General features: G+C 39.3%; 17 protein-coding genes, 1 tRNA gene and 1 pseudogene. 12 read left to right on the forward strand and 7 right to left on the reverse strand.

The window, feature by feature from the left end; genetic code table 11:
- The 4 genes and pseudogenes from B4N75_RS04285 to B4N75_RS04300 form a co-directional block, all read left to right on the forward strand.
- A pseudogene (locus B4N75_RS04285) lies at nucleotides 1-258 on the forward strand (peptidase S41); the annotation flags it as partial.
- A complete protein-coding gene (locus B4N75_RS04290) occupies nucleotides 255-1064 on the forward strand; it encodes an RsmE family RNA methyltransferase (protein WP_296706651.1) in 810 nt (269 codons plus the stop codon). The pseudogene B4N75_RS04285 and the gene B4N75_RS04290, both read left to right, overlap by 4 nt.
- Nucleotides 1049-1822, forward strand: a complete 774-nt coding sequence (locus tag B4N75_RS04295) for a WecB/TagA/CpsF family glycosyltransferase (protein ID WP_296667909.1) — start codon at nucleotides 1049-1051, stop codon at nucleotides 1820-1822. The genes B4N75_RS04290 and B4N75_RS04295 overlap by 16 nt, the downstream gene beginning before the upstream one ends.
- 155 nt (nucleotides 1823-1977) lie before the next feature.
- Nucleotides 1978-2949, forward strand: a complete 972-nt coding sequence (locus B4N75_RS04300; protein WP_296706653.1) for a sigma-54-dependent transcriptional regulator — start codon at nucleotides 1978-1980, stop codon at nucleotides 2947-2949.
- Here B4N75_RS04300 and B4N75_RS04305 read toward each other — a convergent pair.
- Nucleotides 2897-3646 (reverse strand): RNA methyltransferase, encoded by a 750-nt coding sequence (locus B4N75_RS04305; protein ID WP_296667905.1) that lies wholly within the window; start codon nucleotides 3644-3646, stop codon nucleotides 2897-2899. The two genes, B4N75_RS04300 and B4N75_RS04305, sit on opposite strands and share 53 nt — an antisense overlap.
- 115 nt (nucleotides 3647-3761) lie before the next feature.
- Here B4N75_RS04305 and B4N75_RS04310 point away from each other — a divergent pair, with 115 nt between their 5' ends.
- The 4 genes from B4N75_RS04310 to B4N75_RS04325 all read left to right on the forward strand — a co-directional run bounded on the left by B4N75_RS04310 (nucleotide 3762) and on the right by B4N75_RS04325 (nucleotide 8616).
- Nucleotides 3762-4526, forward strand: coding sequence for an SDR family NAD(P)-dependent oxidoreductase (locus tag B4N75_RS04310; RefSeq protein ID WP_296706655.1), 765 nt, complete (start codon nucleotides 3762-3764; stop codon nucleotides 4524-4526).
- A 215-nt stretch (nucleotides 4527-4741) separates the two neighbouring features.
- Complete coding sequence (locus B4N75_RS04315) at nucleotides 4742-5290, forward strand: STAS domain-containing protein (RefSeq protein WP_296018205.1); 549 nt, start codon at nucleotides 4742-4744, stop codon at nucleotides 5288-5290.
- Between the two features lie 504 nt (nucleotides 5291-5794).
- Nucleotides 5795-6796 (forward strand): hypothetical protein, encoded by a 1002-nt coding sequence (locus B4N75_RS04320; protein WP_296667901.1) that lies wholly within the window; start codon nucleotides 5795-5797, stop codon nucleotides 6794-6796.
- Nucleotides 6793-8616 carry a hypothetical protein gene (locus tag B4N75_RS04325; RefSeq protein ID WP_296706657.1) on the forward strand — a complete coding sequence of 608 codons (1824 nt, stop codon included), beginning with the start codon at nucleotides 6793-6795 and terminating at the stop codon, nucleotides 8614-8616. The genes B4N75_RS04320 and B4N75_RS04325 overlap by 4 nt, the downstream gene beginning before the upstream one ends.
- A 130-nt stretch (nucleotides 8617-8746) precedes the next feature.
- Here B4N75_RS04325 and murA read toward each other — a convergent pair whose 3' ends face one another.
- From murA to B4N75_RS04340, 3 genes are read right to left on the reverse strand one after another with little or no spacing between them, the layout of a single operon-like run.
- Nucleotides 8747-10030 (reverse strand): UDP-N-acetylglucosamine 1-carboxyvinyltransferase, encoded by a 1284-nt coding sequence (gene murA / locus B4N75_RS04330; protein WP_296018226.1) that lies wholly within the window; start codon nucleotides 10028-10030, stop codon nucleotides 8747-8749.
- A gap of 40 nt (nucleotides 10031-10070) precedes the next feature.
- On the reverse strand, nucleotides 10071-11300 hold the full coding sequence (gene pepT, locus B4N75_RS04335) for a tripeptide aminopeptidase PepT (RefSeq protein WP_349681378.1): 1230 nt from the start codon (nucleotides 11298-11300) through the stop codon (nucleotides 10071-10073).
- The gene (locus B4N75_RS04340) at nucleotides 11287-11757 is read right to left on the reverse strand and encodes a DUF6174 domain-containing protein (RefSeq protein WP_296706659.1); all 471 of its coding nucleotides are present in this window, start codon (nucleotides 11755-11757) and stop codon (nucleotides 11287-11289) included. The genes pepT and B4N75_RS04340 overlap by 14 nt, the downstream gene beginning before the upstream one ends.
- A 264-nt stretch (nucleotides 11758-12021) precedes the next feature.
- Between B4N75_RS04340 and B4N75_RS04345 the strand changes: the two genes are divergently transcribed.
- From B4N75_RS04345 to B4N75_RS04355, 3 genes are all read left to right on the forward strand, one after another.
- Nucleotides 12022-13461, forward strand: a complete 1440-nt coding sequence (locus B4N75_RS04345) for an anthranilate synthase component I family protein (protein WP_296667895.1) — start codon at nucleotides 12022-12024, stop codon at nucleotides 13459-13461.
- Between the two features lie 266 nt (nucleotides 13462-13727).
- Nucleotides 13728-15359, forward strand: coding sequence for a chaperonin GroEL (groL, locus tag B4N75_RS04350; protein ID WP_296706661.1), 1632 nt, complete (start codon nucleotides 13728-13730; stop codon nucleotides 15357-15359).
- A 172-nt stretch (nucleotides 15360-15531) separates the two neighbouring features.
- Nucleotides 15532-16461: a M15 family metallopeptidase gene (locus B4N75_RS04355; protein ID WP_296667891.1), complete on the forward strand. Its 930-nt coding sequence runs from the start codon at nucleotides 15532-15534 to the stop codon at nucleotides 16459-16461.
- Between the two features lie 49 nt (nucleotides 16462-16510).
- Here the strand turns inward: B4N75_RS04355 and B4N75_RS04360 are convergent, their stop codons facing one another.
- Both B4N75_RS04360 and B4N75_RS04365 read right to left on the reverse strand, forming a co-directional pair.
- The gene (locus B4N75_RS04360) at nucleotides 16511-17761 is read right to left on the reverse strand and encodes a deoxyguanosinetriphosphate triphosphohydrolase family protein (protein ID WP_296018264.1); all 1251 of its coding nucleotides are present in this window, start codon (nucleotides 17759-17761) and stop codon (nucleotides 16511-16513) included.
- A gap of 14 nt (nucleotides 17762-17775) precedes the next feature.
- Nucleotides 17776-19176: an MATE family efflux transporter gene (locus tag B4N75_RS04365; RefSeq protein WP_296667889.1), complete on the reverse strand. Its 1401-nt coding sequence runs from the start codon at nucleotides 19174-19176 to the stop codon at nucleotides 17776-17778.
- A 116-nt stretch (nucleotides 19177-19292) separates the two neighbouring features.
- Here B4N75_RS04365 and B4N75_RS04370 point away from each other — a divergent pair.
- A tRNA-Thr gene (locus B4N75_RS04370) sits at nucleotides 19293-19365 on the forward strand.
- A 67-nt stretch (nucleotides 19366-19432) separates the two neighbouring features.
- Here the strand turns inward: B4N75_RS04370 and B4N75_RS04375 are convergent.
- The gene (locus B4N75_RS04375) at nucleotides 19433-20350 is read right to left on the reverse strand and encodes an NAD(P)/FAD-dependent oxidoreductase (protein ID WP_296667887.1); all 918 of its coding nucleotides are present in this window, start codon (nucleotides 20348-20350) and stop codon (nucleotides 19433-19435) included.
- Between the last annotated feature and the right edge of the window lie 121 nt (nucleotides 20351-20471).

A 20471-nucleotide genomic window follows, 5' to 3' on the forward strand; every position in this document is an offset into this window, starting at 1 on the left:
TTTGCAGAAAAATTGCACGAAAAATACACTGCAATTGATTTGCCGACACTCAGAAAACTCGTAAGAAACGAAGTAAACCGCACAAAAGGCACAATGCTTTACGATTTGGACTGGGACGTTCAGCTTGTTGCGGCTCTTGATATTTTGAGCGGATCTAAGGCTGAATTTGATGAACTTTTAAAAAATACAAAAACTCTTAAAGAATTGCAGGAAGAGGCGGCTTTAAAAGACGAATCGCTGTCTGCCGAAAAAAAATGAGGCAGTTTGTTTCGACAGTAAATCCAGACAAAAAAGGACTTCTCGAAATTAACGGAAAAGATTTTCGTTATTTAAAACAAGTTCTTAGGCTTTCTGTCGGTGATATGCTTTATGTCCGTTTGCCAGACGGGAAACTTTCTGGTACGACCGTTGCAAAAATTGATGAAAACAGGCGCGCCGTAACTTTGCAAGTATGCGATTCTGTTTTGGAAGTTTTAAAAGAAGAAGGCGAAAATCAGAGCGAATATTGTCCGAAAGTGAATTTTTATCTTTTTCAGTTTGTTGCAAAGAGTTCAAAAATGGATTTGATTGTGAGACAGGCAACAGAATGTGGAGTTTTAAAAATAATTCCTGTGATTGGAAAATTTACGCAAAATGGCGTAGCAGAAAAGAATTTTCGCAATTCACGTTATGAGCGGATTGTAAAAGAAGCTCGCCAGCAGAGCGGAAGTCCAGTTTTGACCGAAATTGAAGAAACTTTGACGTTGGATGAAGCCTGTGCGCTTTGGAAAGAAATTGCCGGAGAAAATTCAGAAAGCGGTTTTGCCTGCGTTTTGTACGAGCGAAGCGAAAAAACAAAAAGTCTTTACGAAGTCATTTCGGATTCTGAAAAAATTAAAAATTACGCAGTTTTTTGCGGGGCGGAAGGCGGAATAAGTCCCGAAGAAATAGAAATTCTTTCTAAAAATGGAATTGTTCCAGTTCACTTTGAAACAAATATTTTAAGATGCGAAACTGCGGCGCTTTATGGCATTGCCTGCGTGCAGAATGCAGTAACGGGAAGAAAGATATGGCAGAAGAATTAAGAAATGAAAATTCAAAACTAAAAAGAATAAATTTGCTTGGTGTTCCGGTTGACGTCTGCAATCCTGGCGACATGGACGACGTTATTCTTGAAATTCTCGCAAAACCTGGCTCAAAACAGATTGTCTTTCTTTCTGTCTGGGATTTGCTAAAAGGCAGAAAAAAGAAAAAGAATTTTAGCAAGTATTTACATTCTGCCGATTTAATTTTGCCGGTTTCAAAAAGTATTATCTGGGGCGCAAAATTCTTAAAAAAAACAGTTCCTGTAAGATACAATCCTTTTTCCGCAGTAATTGCAATTTTGTCGGTCATGGAATATCACTACAAATCGCTGTTTTTGCTTGGAGGACGAAAAAAGGCTCTTCAAAAAGCAGAATCAAATTTGCGTTCAACCTTGCCAAACCTTCAAATTGTCGGCCGTTACGTCGGATATTATTCAAAAGATATTGAAAAAGATGTAGTCCAGGCAATTTATAAAGCGGCGCCTTCTCTTGTAATTGTGAGCGATGGAATAAAGGAAAAAAAATTGTGGGCCTATAACCGGCGGAACAATTTTGCTTCGAGCATTTTTTTGTATTACAAAGATTGCATTGGAATTTTTTCTGATCGCGTAAAAAGAGTAAGCGAAAAAACTTTTGACCGTGGACTTGAAATTTGGCCGGAAATTTTTAAAAATCCTTTGAAAATTTTTCTCATTTTTCCGTATTTGCGTTATATAATTTTAGTATTCTGGTACAGACTTTTTAAAAAGAATTCTTGAGAGTTTTTTTGAAAGGCAAAATCTTTTTTTTCTCACTAAATTCGGCATTTGTTTCAATGTGTTCAAATGCGCTTTCGGGCTTCTGTTGTTTTGAAGTTTTAAATTCAGAAAAGTCATTTAAAAATTGTCTTTTGCATTTTTCGAACTGTATTTTTTTGTGCGATTATGATTTTTTTAAAGGTGATGGACTTTTTGGCGAAATAACAAAACAGAACGGACACAAAATTTTCTTTTTGACGACAAAGGTTCAGAACAGTTCTTATATTCCAAAATATGTAATTCATCTTCCGTTTGGGTTTCCGCTGCTTTTTAAAATGATTGGTTTTGAAATTGATAATGAAGAAAATCCTGTCTGTCAAAAAAATTCTTCTTTTAACTTGGCAGGCTCGTCTCTGGGCGTAAAAAGATTGCGTCTTCAGATTGCGCAAGCGGCAAAGCACAAAGAGTGCGTTCTTTTTACTGGAGAAAGTGGAACTGGAAAGTCGCTTGCTGCAAAAATTCTGCACGAAATGAGTCCTGCTGGAAAAAAAGGCAAAAAACTCATAACCGAAAATATTTCTGCTGTTTCCGAAGGTCTTTTCGAAAGTGAACTTTTTGGCGTAAAAACTGGAGCCTTTACCGATGCAAACTGTGAGCGTGAAGGATTGATTGGCAGGGCGGACGGAAGCTCGATTTTTTTTGACGAAATTGGCGATTTCCCGCTGCATCTCCAGTCAAAACTTTTGCTTGCTGTTCAGGACGGTTTAATCCGAAAAATTGGAAGCGATGAAAGCCGAAAAGTCGATGTTAGGTTTATTTTTGCAACAAATCAAAATCTGCGGAATAAAATAAAAAATGGCGGTTTTAGGAAAGACTTGTTTTTTAGGATAAGCGCAGTCGAAATTGAAATTCCGCCGTTAAGAAAAAGAAAAGAAGATATTTTTGAGCTTTCAGCTGAATACTTAAAAAAGCGCGGACTGAATTTTTCGATTTCCAAAACCGCACTTTTAAAACTTCAGGATTACGACTGGCCTGGAAATATTCGCGAACTTGAAAATTGCTTGGCAAAAGCTGTCAGAAACTGCAAGAAAAATGTCATTGGTCCTGAATTGATTCATTTTTTTGAGCAAGACCTGCAATTTTTGTGAATGTTTTTTCAATGTAGGAAGCCTCGCCTTCGCTCAAAGACGCCCTTGAAAGAATTCCGCGCCAAAAATTTTCCATGTCTTCTCTTCCAGCAACCTTGAAAAAACCGGTTTTTTTAAGACTTTCTGAAATTGTGTTTACAGTTTTGGTCAAACGTTCGAGGTTTACGGGAACATAGCCTGGACTTATTTTTGTCTGCGTTCTAAAAAATTGGTATGCAATAATTTGAACTGCGTGCGAAAGGTTGAGGGATGCAAAGCCTGGCGAAGAAGGAATTGTAACTCCGATTGTACATTCTGAAAGCTCTTCGTCGGAAAGACCTGTGCGCTCATTTCCAAAAACTGCTGCGACAGTCTGACCTTTGCTTGTTTCTGTTCCTGAAATGTCCGAGGCGAGTTTTGCAAATTCTTCCGGGAGCAAAAGTTTGTCTTTGCGTTTTTTTCCTCGTCGGCGTGTTGTGCCTGCGGAAAGCGCGCAGTCTTTTGTGGCTTCTGTAATCGAATTAAAAAATTTCGCGTTTTCCCAAATGTCTGCCGCGTGAATTGCAAGCCGTCTTACATGCTCGTCGTCAAAATTTTCTTTTGACCCGACAATCCGCAGGTCAGAAAGCGCATTGTTTGCCATTGCGCGGCAAACTGCTCCAACGTTGCGGCTTTCTTCGGGATTTACAAGGACGATTGCAATTTTGTTAAGGTTCATTTGCGCTTTGCTCCAGATGAAAAACTTATAAAGATATTTTAGCGTTTTTGCAAAAAGCTGTCATTTAACTTAGATTTTTTTGATTAGCAAAAAAAATTGCTGTATAATTTTTTACATGAAAAATTTTGAAGGAAAGAACGCCCTTGTTGTTGGTGGAAGCGGTGGAATTGGTTTTGAAATTTCCAGAATGCTTTTAAAAAACGGAGCGAATTTAATAATTCATGGACGAAATTTGCAAAAACTTGAAAAAACAAGACAAAATTTAAAAAGTGAATTTGAAAATAAGATGGAAATAAAAATTGTGCCGTTTGATTTTGATTCTGAACCTTTTGAAAATCTGCAAAATTCCGGACTTATAAATGAAATCCAAAAAACAGACATTTTGTGCGTCTGCTACGGACCTTTTTTGCAAAAAAGTTTAGACAAAATGAGCTTTTCTGAATGGCAGAAAATTTCGCTTTTAGATTATGCCCTTCCTGGAATTTGCGTGAGCGCGGCTCTTTCTGAAATGAAAAAAAAGCACTTTGGAAGAATCTTGCTTTTTGGCGGAACAGGAACAAATTTCCGTTCGGAATTTTTGACAAATGCCGCTTATGCTGGCGCAAAAACCGGACTTGGCGTTCTTGTGCAGTCGGTTGCCTGCGGATTTTCTTCCGATGGAATTACCTGCAATGCGATTTTACCGGGCTTTACCGAAACTGAATATCAGAGCGAAAAAATTCTTGAGGAAGGCAAAAACAAAATGCCTGAAAAAAAATTGATTGAAAGGGAATCGATTGCTAAAAAGGCTGAATTTTTGCTTAAAAGTGACGATTTGAACGGAGTTTTGTTGAAAGTTGACCGAGGATGGAGTCCTTTGAACGCTGGAAAAATGAATTGACTTTTACGCGCAAAAACAAAAATGCACGTGAACCGAAAATATAGCCCTGATTGCAGCAGCGCGAAGTGTCCGGCTTTGCCGGATAAAACTGCGAAAAGCAGGTTGCGGGAGGTGAATGCGCTCTGTTTTTTGAATTTTCAGGAATTTGATAAATTTGACATAATAGCGATTTTTGTCTTATAATTTACCGTATATCGAATGTTAGCAGGGGTTTTATGAGTAACAATAATATTGTTCCTGGATTTAATGACGAAAAAGATGACAGTCTCAAAATAAATCTTGAAAAAGTACCAGAAGTTGAAAACTGCCTGACAATATATTTGCTTGGATACATTGACACTTACAATTCGAGCTTTTTTCAAAAAAGAATTGCAAGGGTTGTGGAAGCAGGTTATGTAAATCTTATTTTTAACTGCGCTTCTCTTAATTATGTTTCTTCGACTGGAATTGGCTCGTTTACTGCATTTTTAAAAATGGTAAAACCGAAGGGCGGGGATGTTGTTCTTCTTGAAATTCAGCCGAAGGTTTACGAAGTTTTCCAGCTTTTGGGCTTTAGTCAGTTTTTTAATATAAAAGATTCGATGGGAGATGCAATCAACTTTTTCAAAAACGGAACTCAGGTTGAAGAAAGCGTTTTTCCGAAGATTTTTAGTTGTCCTGTTTGTTCAAAACGCCTAAAGGCGACAAGAAGCGGACGATTCCGCTGTTCTGAATGTAAGTCGATTCTTGCAATTGACCAGCAAGGTTCAGTTTTTTTGGGATAGAAAATTTTATAAAAAATTGTGTAAATTTTTGTGTCAAATCTTGTGTTTTGACGTTGAGCAAAAGAAGCGGCACAAAAAACTTTTTTGAAAATAAAATCCGCTGGCATAAAAAGAGCAGGCGGATTTTTTTATGTCAAAAATAAAAAAAGTTGGGCAAAACAAAGTTTGGCGAAAGATGCTTGTGGATAAAATGTGCTTTTGTGCGGAAGCTTGTGTATAAATTGTGGATACTTGTGCATAACTTGTGGATAAAATGTTTAAAAACGTGTGTATAGTTAAAAATTTAGAATGAAAAGTGGCAGGACTTGTGAACGTTTTTTTGCCGAATTGAATACTGGTTTTGTTAATTTATTGTGTTGTAAGGAATTAGTAAAATAAAAAAAATCTTAAAACCAATTATTTTTTTTAATAACGTTTGTTCGTTTTGCCGAAAATTTAATAACTAACGAAAGTTTGTGTGTACAACTTGTGGATAACTTGTGATTATGAGGTTTACAAAAGCTGATGAAGACCGCATTTAATATGATTATTTATTATCTTGTTGCAACTTTTTTTGGATTGATTGTTGCTGCCGGAATTTATATGCTTTTCTGCGATTTGACACTTTTGGTTGCAGGCGAAAAATTGAACTTTTTTAACTGGAACTTTTTTGTCCGAGGCCTTTTTGTTGCTTTTCCGCTGACTGTAAGTGTTGTTCTCGGATTTATAATTTTTTATGGAATTCGCCATCGGGAAAATCATTTTTTTCGTCTTGGCGCCTATATTTTTTTGTGCGCGCTTACTTGGTTTTGTTTGGTGCCAGTTTGCTTTAATCTTCAAAGATCTTGCGAAAACAAAAAAACAGAAAAAAATCAAAAAAAACTTTTATCGTCTGGTTTTTTCAGACCGGAGGCCGGAGGCGTCTTTTATTTTTCCAGGGTTGAAGAAAATGGAAAATCAAACGGTCTTTTTATCGATTTGAGCGGAATTACTGGAGAAGCCGGCTCTATCGTCAAGTTTTTTGATTCTTCTGTGGAAGAACTTTATGACGGAAAGTATTCAGACACTTTGATTCGAGATGTTGTAAAGCTTCCTCTGGTTTTGCTCGTTCCTTTGCGTGTTTATTCAACTTTGATAGAAAATGCACGTTCTGCCTGGAATTGCGGCTGGCTGAGCTGGATTTCGTTTTTGAGTTTTGTTCTTGCGCTTTGTTCGGTAATTTCGTTTCAATATACGAGCGGCTGGCGGCTTATAAATGCGCTCAGCGTAATGTTTGCAGCCGGAGTTGTCTGTCTTGTGAATTATTCTTTTTATAAAGGATTTATTTTTAAAAATTTGCGGATTTCGTGGAATGAACATTTGCTTGCAGTCGAACCAGGCGGAAAAATGAATTTTATTCAAAAAATTTTTGAGAATTCAGAACCTCTTCTTGTTACGATAAATCTTTTTTTATTTGCCTTCATTTTGGTTTCTGGAATTCTCTTATTTATATTCAAATATAAAAACAAAAAAGAGGCCGAGCGATGAGAAAGTCTGCTGCAATAATTTTTTCTTATGCTTTTTTAGTTTTTGCACTTTGCCTTGGAATTTCTGCTTTTATTGGGAGAGTTCCTTCTGTTCTTGAAGAATATCGTCGGACTTATATTTTTTGCCGTGGATTTTTGTATTTTTTTAGACTTTTGCCCGCGGTTTTGAGTTCCGGCTTTTTGGTTGCGCTTTCGATTTATTTTGGAATTGATTCCGAAAAAGCACAGATGCGTTTTAGTCCGGTTATTGTAAAAGATTTTAAAAGAACTATGATTTTGTCGCTGATTCTCGTTGCCGTTATGAGCGGAGTTTCAGAAATTGCCGCTCCAGTTGTTCAGCGAAAAAAAAACTTTGCTGAAAATTCTGAACGGCTTTTGACAGAATATATTCAGCTTGGAAACGAATCTCTTGCTGCCGAAAATTATGTTTTAGCTCACCGTTACGGAACCCAGATTCTAAAAATTCGACCGGCAAGTTCGGAAGGAAAAAATTTAATCGACAAGTCAGAGGCGGTATTAAAAGCAATAAAGAAAATTTCTCCAGAAACAGAAAAAGTAAAAACAGGCGGAAATCTTAATATTTTTGATGAAATTTCTGGCGAAACGGTAACTTCTCTCATCAATAAATCAAAAATGGCGGCAGAAAAAGGCAAATGGTTTGACTCTCATTATTTTGCTCAGCTTGCCACGACTACCGGTTCAGAAAAAGACATAAACATAAAAGAAGCGCACAGGCTTGCAAGCCAGGCATGGAACGTTTTGCAGTCTGTCTCTCCTTCTGCAAAAACACGAGACCAAATTTTATTTGCAAAAAAGCGTTCTGCGTATAAGGCGCTCTCCGAAGGCGACAATATTGAAGCTTATTATCGGTTTGTGGAAATTTCAAAGCAGGATATTGAATGGGCTTCAGATCCAGATGTGACGGAATTTTTAACGATTGCACGCAACCGTATGGAAAAACAGTGCTTTTTTATCGATGAAACCGACAGTCTTAGGATTTTTGAAAATTTTCTGAATGTTTATTTTACGGTAAAACATTCGGACGGACGGACAGATGTTGTTTATATTCAGGGAATTACACCGGTTTATGACAATGGCGGAATGGTGCAGTATTTGCGCGGTCTGACGGTGACAACCTTTGCCAAAAACGGAAGTTTTATAAAGTCGTTCAGCGTTCCTTATGCAAAAATGCTTTCAGTTGCAGTCAGTTCTTTTGACGAAAATTTGCGCGCTCAGCTTGACTTGCCTCAAAAAGTAAAAAGAGTTCCGTATATTTTGTTAAAAAGTCTAGACAGAAACGGACGCGAAAAAATAATTCTTCCAAAATACGAGTTTTCATATTCTCTGCATCCCGATCAAAAAACGCAGCCGGTTTCGACAGTGCTTGCCATGTCGGTAGAAGATTTTTTTACGGCTTGCGAGCAGAGCGCCGGATTGAGGACAATGCCTTTGAACACGCTCTTAAAAACTGCCGGAAAAGCGCAGAATTTCGGTTTTTCCAACGAAATTTCCGGCGCATTTTTAATAAAGCGAATTACTTATCCGCTCATAATGATGACAATTTTAGTTTTTTTTGCAGGATTAGCCTGGAATTTTAGAATTCACAAAGAGCAGGTTTTTAAATTTGTCTGGGTTTTTATAATTCCATTTTGCGCTTTAGCATGCGACGCATTTATTCAAATTATTTTGTCAATCGCCGAACTTTTTAATTTTATGCTTGTGAGCGTCGCCGGAACTGCCTCCCTCTTGGTTGCGCTCGGATTCTGGATTGTAGTATTCTTTTTTGCAGTATTTTATTTTGTGACTAGAAAAACGAATTAAAATTTGGACGGCAATTTGCGCTCTAACCAGCTGCTTCGGGTTCCGCTGTCCGCTCCATTGCAAATAAATTTGCAACTTACGCCCTGCGCATCTGGCGTAAGTTGTTTTTTTAGCTTTTATTTTTGCAATTTTAGCTGATTTCCACACGTTTTATGTGCGCGCCAAGACTTTGCAATTTTTCTACAAGGTGTTCATATCCTCGTTCAATCTGATAAATATTTGAAATTGTCGATTCGCCATGAGCTGCCATTGCTGCAATTACCATTGCCATGCCCGCGCGCACATCCGGCGAAACAAGATTATCTCCGTGCAAAATACTTGGACCGGAAACAACTGCGCGGTGTGGATCGCAGAGAGTAATTCTTGCTCCCATGCTTATAAGTTTATCAACAAAGAACATTCTGCTTTCAAACATTTTTTCAAAAATCAAAACAGTTCCTTCAACCTGGGTTGCAACAACTGTCATAATCGAAGTTAAATCAGGCGGAAATCCCGGCCATGGAGAATCATCAATTTTTGGAATCATTCCTCCCAAGTCTGTGTTTACTTTCATTTCCTGACCGACAGCGACTGTCAGAGTGTCGCCTTCGATTGTCCATGTTATTCCAAGCTTGCCAAATGCAACGCGCAAAGGCCTCATGTCTTCCGCGCGGATTCCAGTAATTGTAATTGAACCTTTTGTTGCGGCCGCAAGTCCAATATACGAACCGATTTCCATAAAATCAGGTCCAATTGAAAAATCAACTCCGTGTAGTTTTTTTACACCGTCGATTATAAGGATATTTGAGCCGATTCCTGAGATTTTTGCTCCCATTGCAACGAGCATGTTGCATAAATCCTGCACGTGCGGTTCTGAGGCCGCATTCGTGATTTTTGTTCTTCCTTCTGCAAGAACAGCCGCCATAACTGCATTTTCTGTTGCCGTAACGGAAGTTTCGTCAAGAAATAAATCTGCTCCGACAAGTTTGTTTGCTGTAAAAGTAAACGGGCCATCAACTGTTATTCGTGCGCCAAGTTCCTGAAGAGCGAGAAAGTGCGTGTCTAAGCGTCTGCGGCCGATTACATCGCCTCCTGGAGGCGGCATGACAGCTTTTCCAGTTCTTGCAACGAGCGGACCTGCAAAAAGGATTGAAGCGCGGATTTTTTTGCTCAATTCACTTGGAATATCAGTTTTTTCGATTTTTTTTGCTTCGATTTTCCAGGTGTGGTGCTCAATTTTTTCGACACTTGCTCCGAGCGATTGCAAGATTGAAATCATTACCGAAGTATCTTCAATGTCTGGAATATTTCGCAAAATTACAGTTTCGTCTGTCAAAAGAGAAGACGCAATGCACGGCAATGCAGAATTTTTGTTTCCGCTCGCTTTTACAGTTCCGCGGATTGGAATTCCGCCTTCGATTTTGTATTCAAACATTTTGTTCTCCAAAGTGTTATTTTTTTAATTTAGTTTCGGCTTAAACTGAGCACAAATTTATTAGGACTTCTAATGCCTTGCTCATTTCGTTCAGGCTTGCCCACTCTGAGCGCGAATGAAAATCGTGGCCGCCAGTAAAAATATTTGGTGTTGGAATTCCCAGTTCTGTAAGCCGTGAACCATCTGTTCCTCCACGGATTGGAGGAAAAACAGGCTCAATTCCGGCAGATTTGTATGCGTTTACAAGTTTTTGCACGGTTTGAGGTGAATTTTCAAGTCCGTTTTTCATGTTTGCATATTGAAAAGTGTGTTTTACTTCTGTTTTGCCGCCAAAAATCAGGGCCGTTGTCTGTGCAAGTTTTTCGATTAAGGCTTTTCGTTTTTCCATTCCTTCTGTGGAAAAGTCTCTCAAAAAAACAGTAACTTCTGCTTTTTCTATTGTGCCGGAAATTTCCATTGGCGCAAAAAATCCTTCAAAACCACAGGTTGTTTCTGGAGCTTCGTGTCGTGGAACTGAAGCAATAAAATTTGCCGCCATAACCGCCGCATTTACCATTTTGCCGCGTGCGCTTCCTGTATGAGTTGAAATTCCTGTAAATTTAATTTCGCTTTTGCAGGCGTTAAAACATTCGGTTTCGAGTTCACCCAAATTTCCGCCGTCTACAGTGTAAGCTTGTTTTGATTTTATTAGGTTGAGAGGAACGTTGTCCATTCCATGCCCAGTTTCTTCGTCCGGGCTAAAGCAAATTTCTATTTCGCCGTGTTTTATTTGCGGGTTTTCCTTAAAAAAAGCAAGTGTCTGCATAATTTCGGCAATTCCTGCTTTGTCGTCAGCCCCCAAAAGTGTTGAGCCGTCTGTCGAAATTATTGTGTCGCCGTTTTTTTTTGTAAGAACAGGTTTTACATTTTGACCTGAACATTCTTCTACAGTGTCTATGTGCGCAAGAAGACAAAATGAAAGTGAATCTGAAACATTTGCTCCGTCCGAAGCCTGCAACCGACCGTAAACGTAACATTTTTCTGTAATTTGAACGTCGGAAAGACCGAGTTGTTCAAGTTCTTCTTTTAGAAGTCTAGCTAAGTCAAACTGTCTGTCGGTCGAAGGCTGAAAACCCGAATCGGCACGGGAACTGTCGCTGGTTGTCCAAATCTGAACATACCGTAAAAACCGTTCAAGAAGAGCATTTTTTTGCCCGTCAGAAATAAAAATCATAAAAATATTATAAGCAAAAAACGAAAAATAAAACAGAGGAACGTTAAAGTGGTTCAAAACTCTTTACAAGGTATTTGAAAGTTGCTGTTTTTGAATCGTTTTGAATGGCGGAATACAAAAATAGTTCTGGATAGCCGTATGTTTTGTCGTAACTTAGAAGCAGTTTTTCATAATTTGAACTGGTGTCTGTGGATACTGTTTTTATTGCGGTGAACAGTTCCTCTATGGAAGTAATCAAGCTATCTTCTTCGGATATGTTAGTTTTTTCTGAGAATTTTATTGAATTATTTTTGCCGGAAACTGTAGCTTGAACTTCGTATGCTTTTTCCGAATTGTCTTGTAGTTCGCCGTTTAGAACAAAAATGTAGTTTTCGGGCTTTTTTATGTTCCACAGGGCATAATTTTTGGAATAAGAAGTTTCGCTAAAATCCATGGGTTGGTCGCCAGGTCCGTCGGAACCGTAACTGTTATGGCAAGAAAAAGTCGGAAGCGAAACAAAACAGGCTGTAAGCATAACGGCAAAAAAAGTATTTCTTTTATTTATCTTCTTCCTCTTCTAGGTTATGGGCTACTCCAAAAAAACGCTATAAAACTAAATATAACAAAAAGTTTAAATATGTCAAGTTTTTTTGTATGAAACTCAAACTGTTCAAAACTTAAGTGCCATTTTCTGAAATTTTTGAATAAGAGGCGTTGCTGTTTTTTATTTGTTTCTATTGACAGAAACAGAATATTGATGTATTGTTTCTTTTGATAGAAACAATAATTGGGGTTTTTTATGTCAGATATTTTTGATTCAGTTTATAAATGTATTTCTAGTGAGCGTTATACTCCTTATTCGTTGGCCCGCAAAATCGGGGCTGTTGGCATTTTGGAATCGGCAAGTTTTGCAAAAGGGCGTGAACGTTACTCGATTTTGATGGCTGAGGAGGCTTTCAAGATTGTTCAGGACGATGACGGAGTTGCATTTTTAATTGACGGCTCCCGTGTGCCTTTTGTTCCTGTGGAAGATTCTCTTGACGCTCTTGGCCGTAAAAAGCCGGCTGATATTTTGGACGCTCTTTTGTATGTTGCCCAGCAGCACAAAAATTTTGAAAATTCTTCTGATATTCCGGTTCCGGCTTCTGGAATGGGATATTTGAGCTATGAGTTTGCAAGAAGATGCGATAATATTCGTTTTTTTGAGCAGGAAGATGAACTTGGAATTCCTGAAAGCCTTTTTATTGCCGGACATATTTACATTGTGTTTGACCATTTTACCGAAACAATGCATATTTTTGGTTTTAACTACAAGGAGCACAAAATCGATATTCAAGCTGCTGTTGAAAAAATGGTCAAAAGAATAAACGACATGGATTTTTCTTATGTTGAAAACGAAATTGGAAAATTTGAATATAAAATTCTGACAGATATTGAGCAGTCTAAGCGCGAATATGTTCAAAAAGTTGAAGAACTTAAAAAGCACATTGTTGACGGAGACATAATCCAGGCGGTTCCGAGCCGCCGTGTCCAGATCGAATGCAAGGCGACGGCTTTGCAGGTTTATGGAAAACTGAGAAAAGTAAATCCTTCGCCTTATATGTTTTATCTTGATTTTGGAAATTTTCAGTTGACAGGAGCTTCTCCGGAAAGTTTGGTGCGCGTGCGTGAAGGAAAAGCGTCTATTCATCCGATCGCGGGAACAATTCATCGTGGAAAAAACGAAGCCGAAGATGAAGAATTGAGCAAAACTCTGCGCGAAAATCCAAAAGAACGCGCCGAACATCTTATGCTTGTTGATCTTGCAAGAAACGATTTGGGACGAGTCTGCAAGAGTGGAAGCGTGACTGTTCCTCAATATATGGAGTGCGAGCGTTACAGCCACGTAATTCATCTTGTTTCGAATACGGAAGGTTTTGTGCGCGAAGGCGTAAAGCCGATTCAGGTTTTGCGCGCGTCTTTTCCGGCAGGAACTGTGAGCGGAGCGCCTAAAATCAGCGCAATGCAGATTTTGAGCCGTTTGGAAAAAATAAAAAGGCGTTTTTATGCCGGGGCGGTCGGATATATCCAGAACAACGGGGATTTAGATTTTTGCATTACGATTCGTTCTTGCTTGTGTAAAGATGGAATTTTTAGTTTGCAGGCCGGTGGTGGAATTGTTTACGATTCGACTCCTGAACGTGAATTTACTGAAACTCAGGAAAAGCTCGGCGCTTTGATTGATACTTTGACTAAATAAAAAATGCGTTAGGTTATGGAGCACCGCCGAAGGCGTTCCAAAAGACAAAATGGGAACCGTTTTGTCTTTTGGAATGGAGCGAGTAGCGGAAGTGCGGAACAACCGGCCCGCGCAAGCGGGAAACGCCCATTATGATTATTTTAAAATTTATTTCAAATTCATTTACGAATTTTCTTGCCGATTGGAATTTATTTTTATATTTTAAAGTTAAAGTTGATGGAAAATCGCTTTGGATAACGAAAAAAATTATAGGAGATAAATAGAAAATGGCAAAACAGTTGATTTTCAATGAAGATGCGCGCAAAAAGATGCTTTCTGGCGTTGAGCAGATTGCACGCGCTGTAAAAGTTACACTTGGTCCTTGCGGACGTCTTGTTATGCTGGACAAGAAATTCGGCGCGCCGACTATCACAAAGGACGGCGTTAGCGTTGCAAAGGAAGTTGAGCTTAAAGACCCTTTTGAGAATATGGGTGCTCAGCTTGTAAAAGAAGTTGCTTCTAAGACAAACGATGTCGCAGGCGACGGAACTACAACTGCCACTGTTTTGGCTTACGCAATTGTAAAAGAAGGATTGAAGTCAGTTGCCGCTGGAATTACTCCAATCGAGGTTAAGCGCGGAATTGACAAGGCTGTCGCTGTTGCTGTTGAGGAAATCAAAAAGAACAGCCGCGCAGTCAAAGGCTCGGATGACATTACTCACGTTGCGACAGTTTCTGCGAACAACGACCCTGAAATCGGAAAAATCCTTGCGGATGCAATCGAGAAAGTCGGAAAAGACGGCGTAATCACTGTTGAAGAGTCCAAGAATATGGATACAACTGTTAAGACTGTTGAAGGAATGCAGTTTGACCGCGGATATATCTCTTCTTACTTTGTTACAGACCGCGAGAGAATGGAAATCAACTATAGCGACGCTTACGTTCTGATTCACGACAAGAAAATTTCCACAATGAAAGACTTGCTTCCATTGCTTGAAAAAGTCGCTCAGACTGGAAAGCCGCTTGTGATTATCTGCGAGGATATGGACGGCGAAGCTCTTGCAACTTTGGTTTTGAACTCAATCCGCGGAACACTCAAATGTGTTGCTGTTAAGGCTCCAGGATTCGGCGACAGAAGAAAGGAAATGCTTCAGGACATCGCTATTTTGACTGGCGGAACTGTAATCTCTGAAGAGCTTGGACTTAAGCTTGACCAGACGGACCTTAGCCAGCTTGGACAGGTTAAATCTGTAAAAATCGACAAGGACAACACAACTTTGGTTGACGGAGCAGGCGACAAGAAAGCGATTTCTGACCGTGTTGCGGAAATCAAGGCTCAGATTGAGAAATCTACTTCTGACTACGACAAAGAAAAGCTCAAGGAGCGTCTCGCAAAACTTTCGGGCGGAGTTGCTGTAATCAATATCGGCGCAATCACTGAGACCGAGATGAAAGAGAAGAAATTCCGCGTTGAGGATACTTTGGCGGCTACACGCGCGGCTTTGGAAGAAGGAATTGTTCCAGGCGGCGGAATTGCGTTGCTTGAAGCTGCGGCTGCTCTTACTGACGATGCTGCGAAAGACCTTTCTGACGACGAGAAAGTCGGATTCAAGATTGTCCGCCGCGCTTTGGAAGAGCCAATCCGCCAGATTGCTGAGAATGCAGGTGTTGACGGAGCTGTTGTCGCTGAGAAAGCTAAGCACGAGAAGAAAGGCGTTGGCTACAATGCACGCACAGGAAAATGGGTTGACCTTATGGAAGATGGAATCATCGACCCTGCTAAGGTTACACGCTCGGCTTTGCAGAACGCGGCTTCTGTCGCAGGAATGTTGCTGACTACAGAATGTGCAATCACTGATATTCCAGAGCCTCCGACTCCAGCTGCTGCTCCAAACCCGGGAATGGGAATGGACTACTAGAAAAGACTAGTCAAGGCCTTGCTTTTGAGAAAATCATTAGCAAGGTCTTTTTTTTGTGCTTTTTTTGTTTAAAACTGAAGAATTTTGGTATAAAATATTTTATAGGCAGATGAATTTCAGACATACAAGTTTTACAGCAAAATTTTTCATTTTTTTAGCGGTTTTATTTTTTTTGACAGGGACTTTTTTTTCAATTAAGAAAAAAAATGTAAAAAAACAAAATGAACTGAATTCGATTTTTGCCGAAAAAATAAGCGATTTGGCAGAAGAGAAAAAGCTTCCGGAAGAGCCTGTTCAGCTTGAAATTTTTAGAAAATCTTATCCTGACGTTTCTTTTGAAAGTTTTTACGATGAAGAAAAAAATGACTGGCTTGTAAAAATTTCTGCTCCGATTTTCCCGGACAAAGAAGAAAAAAAACAGACAGAGTTGTGGTGGGCGGACGGCAGGCTTTTGCCGGAAGATGAACTTGAAAACAAAAATGAATATTGGAAACTCATTTACCAATATTCAAAACTGAAAGATCCGAAAGAAATGAATGCTGAAGAAATCGAAGAAGTACGGAATTTTTCTTCAAGCAAAAACAGGCAAACTTCTCAGGGCACGCCGATGTTTTTTTTTGATTTTTTGTATGCTGCAAAATCCAAGGTGATAATTGAGGATCATATAAGTTATTCAACTTTTTTAGGAAAATCGACAAAAATTCATGAACGGATAAAAAATCCTCTCTTAAATGTTGAAACACGGATTTTAAACCTTGCAAAGGAAGATCCCGAAATTGACGGATTTATAAAAAATTTAAAATCGGCAGATGCCTACAATTGGCGTGTAATTGAAGGTACTGGCGGAAGAAAATCTTTTCATTCGTATGGAATTGCAGTCGATTTGATTCCGAAAAGGCTCTACGGAAAAGCAATTTTTTGGAGCTGGACGCGCGACAAAGATCCGAAAAACTGGATGCTCACTCCTCTCGAAAAACGCTGGATGCCGCCTCAAAAAATAATCGACATTTTTGAAGATGAAGGATTTATTTGGGGCGGAAACTGGATAATTTTTGATAATATGCACTTTGAATATCACCCGGAAATTTTAAAAGGAAAGTAAAATTTCGTTTTTTTTGTTCGCATTGTCCGGACTTTTTTGACTGAGATTTCTAAAAATTGATGATTTCATCATAGCAGGCGATTGCAAAATTGTCTGTCATTCCGGAAATATATTCGATTACGCATTTTTGGTAATTTTCGTATTCATTTACATCAAAAACAACCGGCGTTTCGTAGCGGAGTGTTTTTTTTCTGTCAGGAGCGTCCTGAGGAATGTAATTTGAATATCGAATTAGCCAGTCTTCGAAAGTTGAGCTTAAATTCTTAAAATAGCGCATGGAAGATGGAATTCTTCCATTTTTTGCAAAGCTTTGTGTGCCCATCAAAGTTCTGTAAATTGTTCCCAAAACATTTTGTGCATAATTTTTAAATTCAAGAAGACGCCAATGGCTGTAAATTTTTTGAAAACTGAATTTTTTTAATTCGCTTATAAACTTAAAATATTGCTCGCTAAAGCAAAGCCCTTTTTCCGGACTTGAATTCTTGCAGAGGTCTACAATCATATCGTTGATTAAGACGGTTGTGTTTATTGCTTTTCCAGAACTTGAAAAACCGAGAGTGCTGCCTACAATTTCGCGCAATTGACGGTAACATCCCATGTCGAGAATGTGGTAGCGACGTGCGTCCTGCAAATCTCTTCCCAAAAATGCAATTTTGTCGCTGAGTTTTACAATGCAGCCTTCCCATGTGAATGGCTGTACAAAACCTGGAACTTTTATGTCGTAAAGAGGAATGTTTTCTTTACGAGGTTTTAATCCCTGCTGGTCAATTTCGCCACAGTGGCAGACAATTCCGTCGCGGACAGCATAAGTTAAATTCAATGTACGCTCAAAACCGTCTGGGTCTGGAAGAGTTTCGATATAATCTGCAAAAAAAAGAGAATTTCGTTCATGCCAGAATTTTTTAGGAGCATTTGCGCCCGGACGCTGTTCCATAAGGCTGTTTAAAATTTCTTCGCCGGTATGGCCAAAAGGCGCGTGTCCCAGATCGTGTCCTGTTGCAATCGCCTGCGTCAATTCGGTATTGAGTCCAAGATATTTTGCGATTGTGTCAGAAACTGAGGCTACGTGAAGAACGTGTTCCATTCGTGTGCATACGTGGTCGTTGTGCGGAGAATAAAAAACCTGCGTTTTGTGTTTTAACCGGCTAAAAGCCTGGCAGTGCAAAAGTCTTGTGTAATCTCTGTCAAAAACAGAGCGAATTGAATTTCCCCGGTCGTAAATTGGAATTTCCCGCTTTACCGCATCCTGCCATTTATGATTTAGAGAATTTGTTGCATCTTTTTCAAATGAATTTTTCATAATTCGATTATAACTTACTTTAATTTTTTTAGATATTTTATTAAAAACGGCAAAGTGATGAACGCAGAAAGCAAATCGCTCAGAGCCGGAGTGAGCATAATTCCAGCAACTGGTTCAAATCCAAAAAGCTGAACAGTGTAAGGCAGACATAAAATCATTGGAACAAAAACAATTCCCTGTCTGAGAGACGAAAGCACTGTTGCAGAAAGTTTCTCGCCGGCAGTTTGTAAAAGCATTGTTGAACCAAAAATAATTGAATGAAAGGCAAGAACGCAGCAGCTCATTCTGAGAGCAATTGAAGCGACTTTTATGACGGCTTCATCGTCACGAAACGAATGCGCAATTTGCGGGGCAAAGATAAAAACGACAGTTCCAAGGACTGCCATTGCGAGCGAAGTTCCTTTTATTAAAAAAGCAACAGCCTGTTTAACGCGGTCATATTTTTTTGCGCCGAGATTTATTCCGCATACAGGCTGAAAACCTTGCCCAAGTCCGATTGCAACCGCCATTAAAAGCTGGCAAATCCTGTTGCTGATAGACATGCCTGCAACCGCGGCGTCTGCCGTCTGAGCTGCTGTCAGTGCAAAACCAGACATAAGGGCGCCGTATTTTGCCGCGCCGATATTCATAAAAATTGTCGAAACCGAAGTTGTGCCCTGCCGAAAAAGGCTTGGAAGTCCAGTCGTAACAATGTCAAAATAAACTGAAAATTTTTTTGCAACCGACTTTATATTGAATTTTACAACTTGAGGATTAAAGAAAAACATAGAAAGCAGGATAAAAAAACTCGTAATCTGGCTTATTAAAGTTGCAATCGCCGCTCCAGAAATTCCCATTTTAAAGACAAAAATAAAAAGCGGATCTAAAAGCATATTCAAAATTCCGCCAGTAACCATTCCAATCATCGAAAAAGCGGCCTTGCCCTGAAAACGCAACAGATTGTTCATTGCGAAGGCGCTCATCATAAAAGGGCAGCCAAAAATTATAAAACGCGCGTAATCAAGCGCAAAAGGAAAAATAGTGTCAGTTGCGCCAAGAAGTCTAACCAGAGGCTTGTTAAAAATTGTTCCCAAAATCGAAAAAATAAGTCCGAGGCTAAAAACGCAGACAATTGCCGTAGAAACAAAAGTTTGCGCTTTTTGGCGGTTTCCAGAGCCAAGCGCACGGCTTGTAATAGACCCAGAACCCATTCCAATCATAAAGCCGCCAGCCTGAATCATCGTCATAAGCGAAAAAATAACACCGACAGCGCCAGAAGCGCTAGTTCCGAGCTGACTTACAAAAAAAGTGTCCGCCGTATTGTAAATCGCGCTTACCATCATCGTAATAATGGTTGGAATTGCGTTTTTTATAATAAGCGACCCAACTGGCTGGGAAAGCATAAGTTCAACAGTGTTGAAAGAGCGGGAATTCATAAAAAAGATTTTCCCAAAATCAAAAAATAAAATCAAGCAATAAAAGTTAGTGTTGATAAACCTTAACAAACAGATAGTTGATTTTCTAAAAAAATTTTATTAACATATCCAAGTACGCCAACTTAGCTCACCTGGTAGAGCAGCTCCCTCGTAACGAGCAGGTACTCGGTTCAAGTCCGGGAGTTGGCTTTTTTTTGTTTTAAATCCTTGCATTTCAACAACTTGCTGCATTTAAGCGGCATAAAAAACTTTTTTATCAGTTTTTTGAATAACTTCCTGGTTTATTCCTCAAAAACTCGATCGCGCTCAAACCTGCCAATGCCCCTTCAAAAACCGCTTTGCTTACTTGCAAAAGTCCGCCCGTGCAATCTCCGCAGGCAAAAATCCCCGGAAAATTAGTCTGCATTTTTTCGTCAGCTTTTATTTTGTCGCCGTCCAAAAAAATGCCTGCTTTTTTTGCAAAGTCTGCGGCGCCAGCTTCTCCCAGCGCAATAAAAATTCCGTCCGCGCTTAAAATTTCTCCGTCAAAAAAAACAAGCGAGTTTACAAGTCCAGAATTTTCGTCGCCCTTAATTTCTTCGATTTTTCGTTCATCAACAAAATACTTTGTGTTCAATTTTTTTAATTCATCGCAATTTTCGCCGTTTGTAAGAATTTTTACGGAAGAAGCGACATTTGCAAGCACATCAGCCTCGCTCAACGCAAATTTTCCGTTTCCAATGACTACGACATTTTTCTTTCTGTAAAAAAAAGCGTCGCAGACAGCGCAAAAACTGACGCCTTTTCCTTCAAAATCCTGCAAGCCCTTGATTTTTGGACGAAGTTTTTTGTTTCCCGTGGCAAGAACCAAAGATTTTGCCTCAAATTTCTGTTTGCCAGCCAAAATTTCAAAGTTTCCGCTTGAGTTTACCTCAAAATGCGTAATTTCCAGTTTTTTTACAGCAATTCCCAAATTTTCCGCCTGCAAAAGCCCCTCATTGTAAAGTTCCGCCCCGGAAATTCCGTCCTTAAAACCGTAATAATTTTCAATTTTGTGCGCTTTTTCCAAAGAGCCACCGCCGTTGTGCAAAACCAAAACCTCAAAGTTGCCACGGCGAGCATAAATTGCCGCAGAAATTCCCGCCGGCCCGCCGCCAATAACCGCTAAATCAAAAATTTTTTTGCTTTCAACCATAATTTAATTTTAGCATATTTTAAAAACTTAAAAAGAATTTGGAGCGCAATTTTCTCAAAAGAAAAGTTTTTCGGCTAAACCGTCCAGTTGCCGCAAAAACCGGCTTTCCACCCTTCGCTAG

This window comes from Treponema sp. UBA7570, assembly GCA_002477955.1.
GTDB lineage: Bacteria > Spirochaetota > Spirochaetia > Treponematales > Treponemataceae > Treponema_D.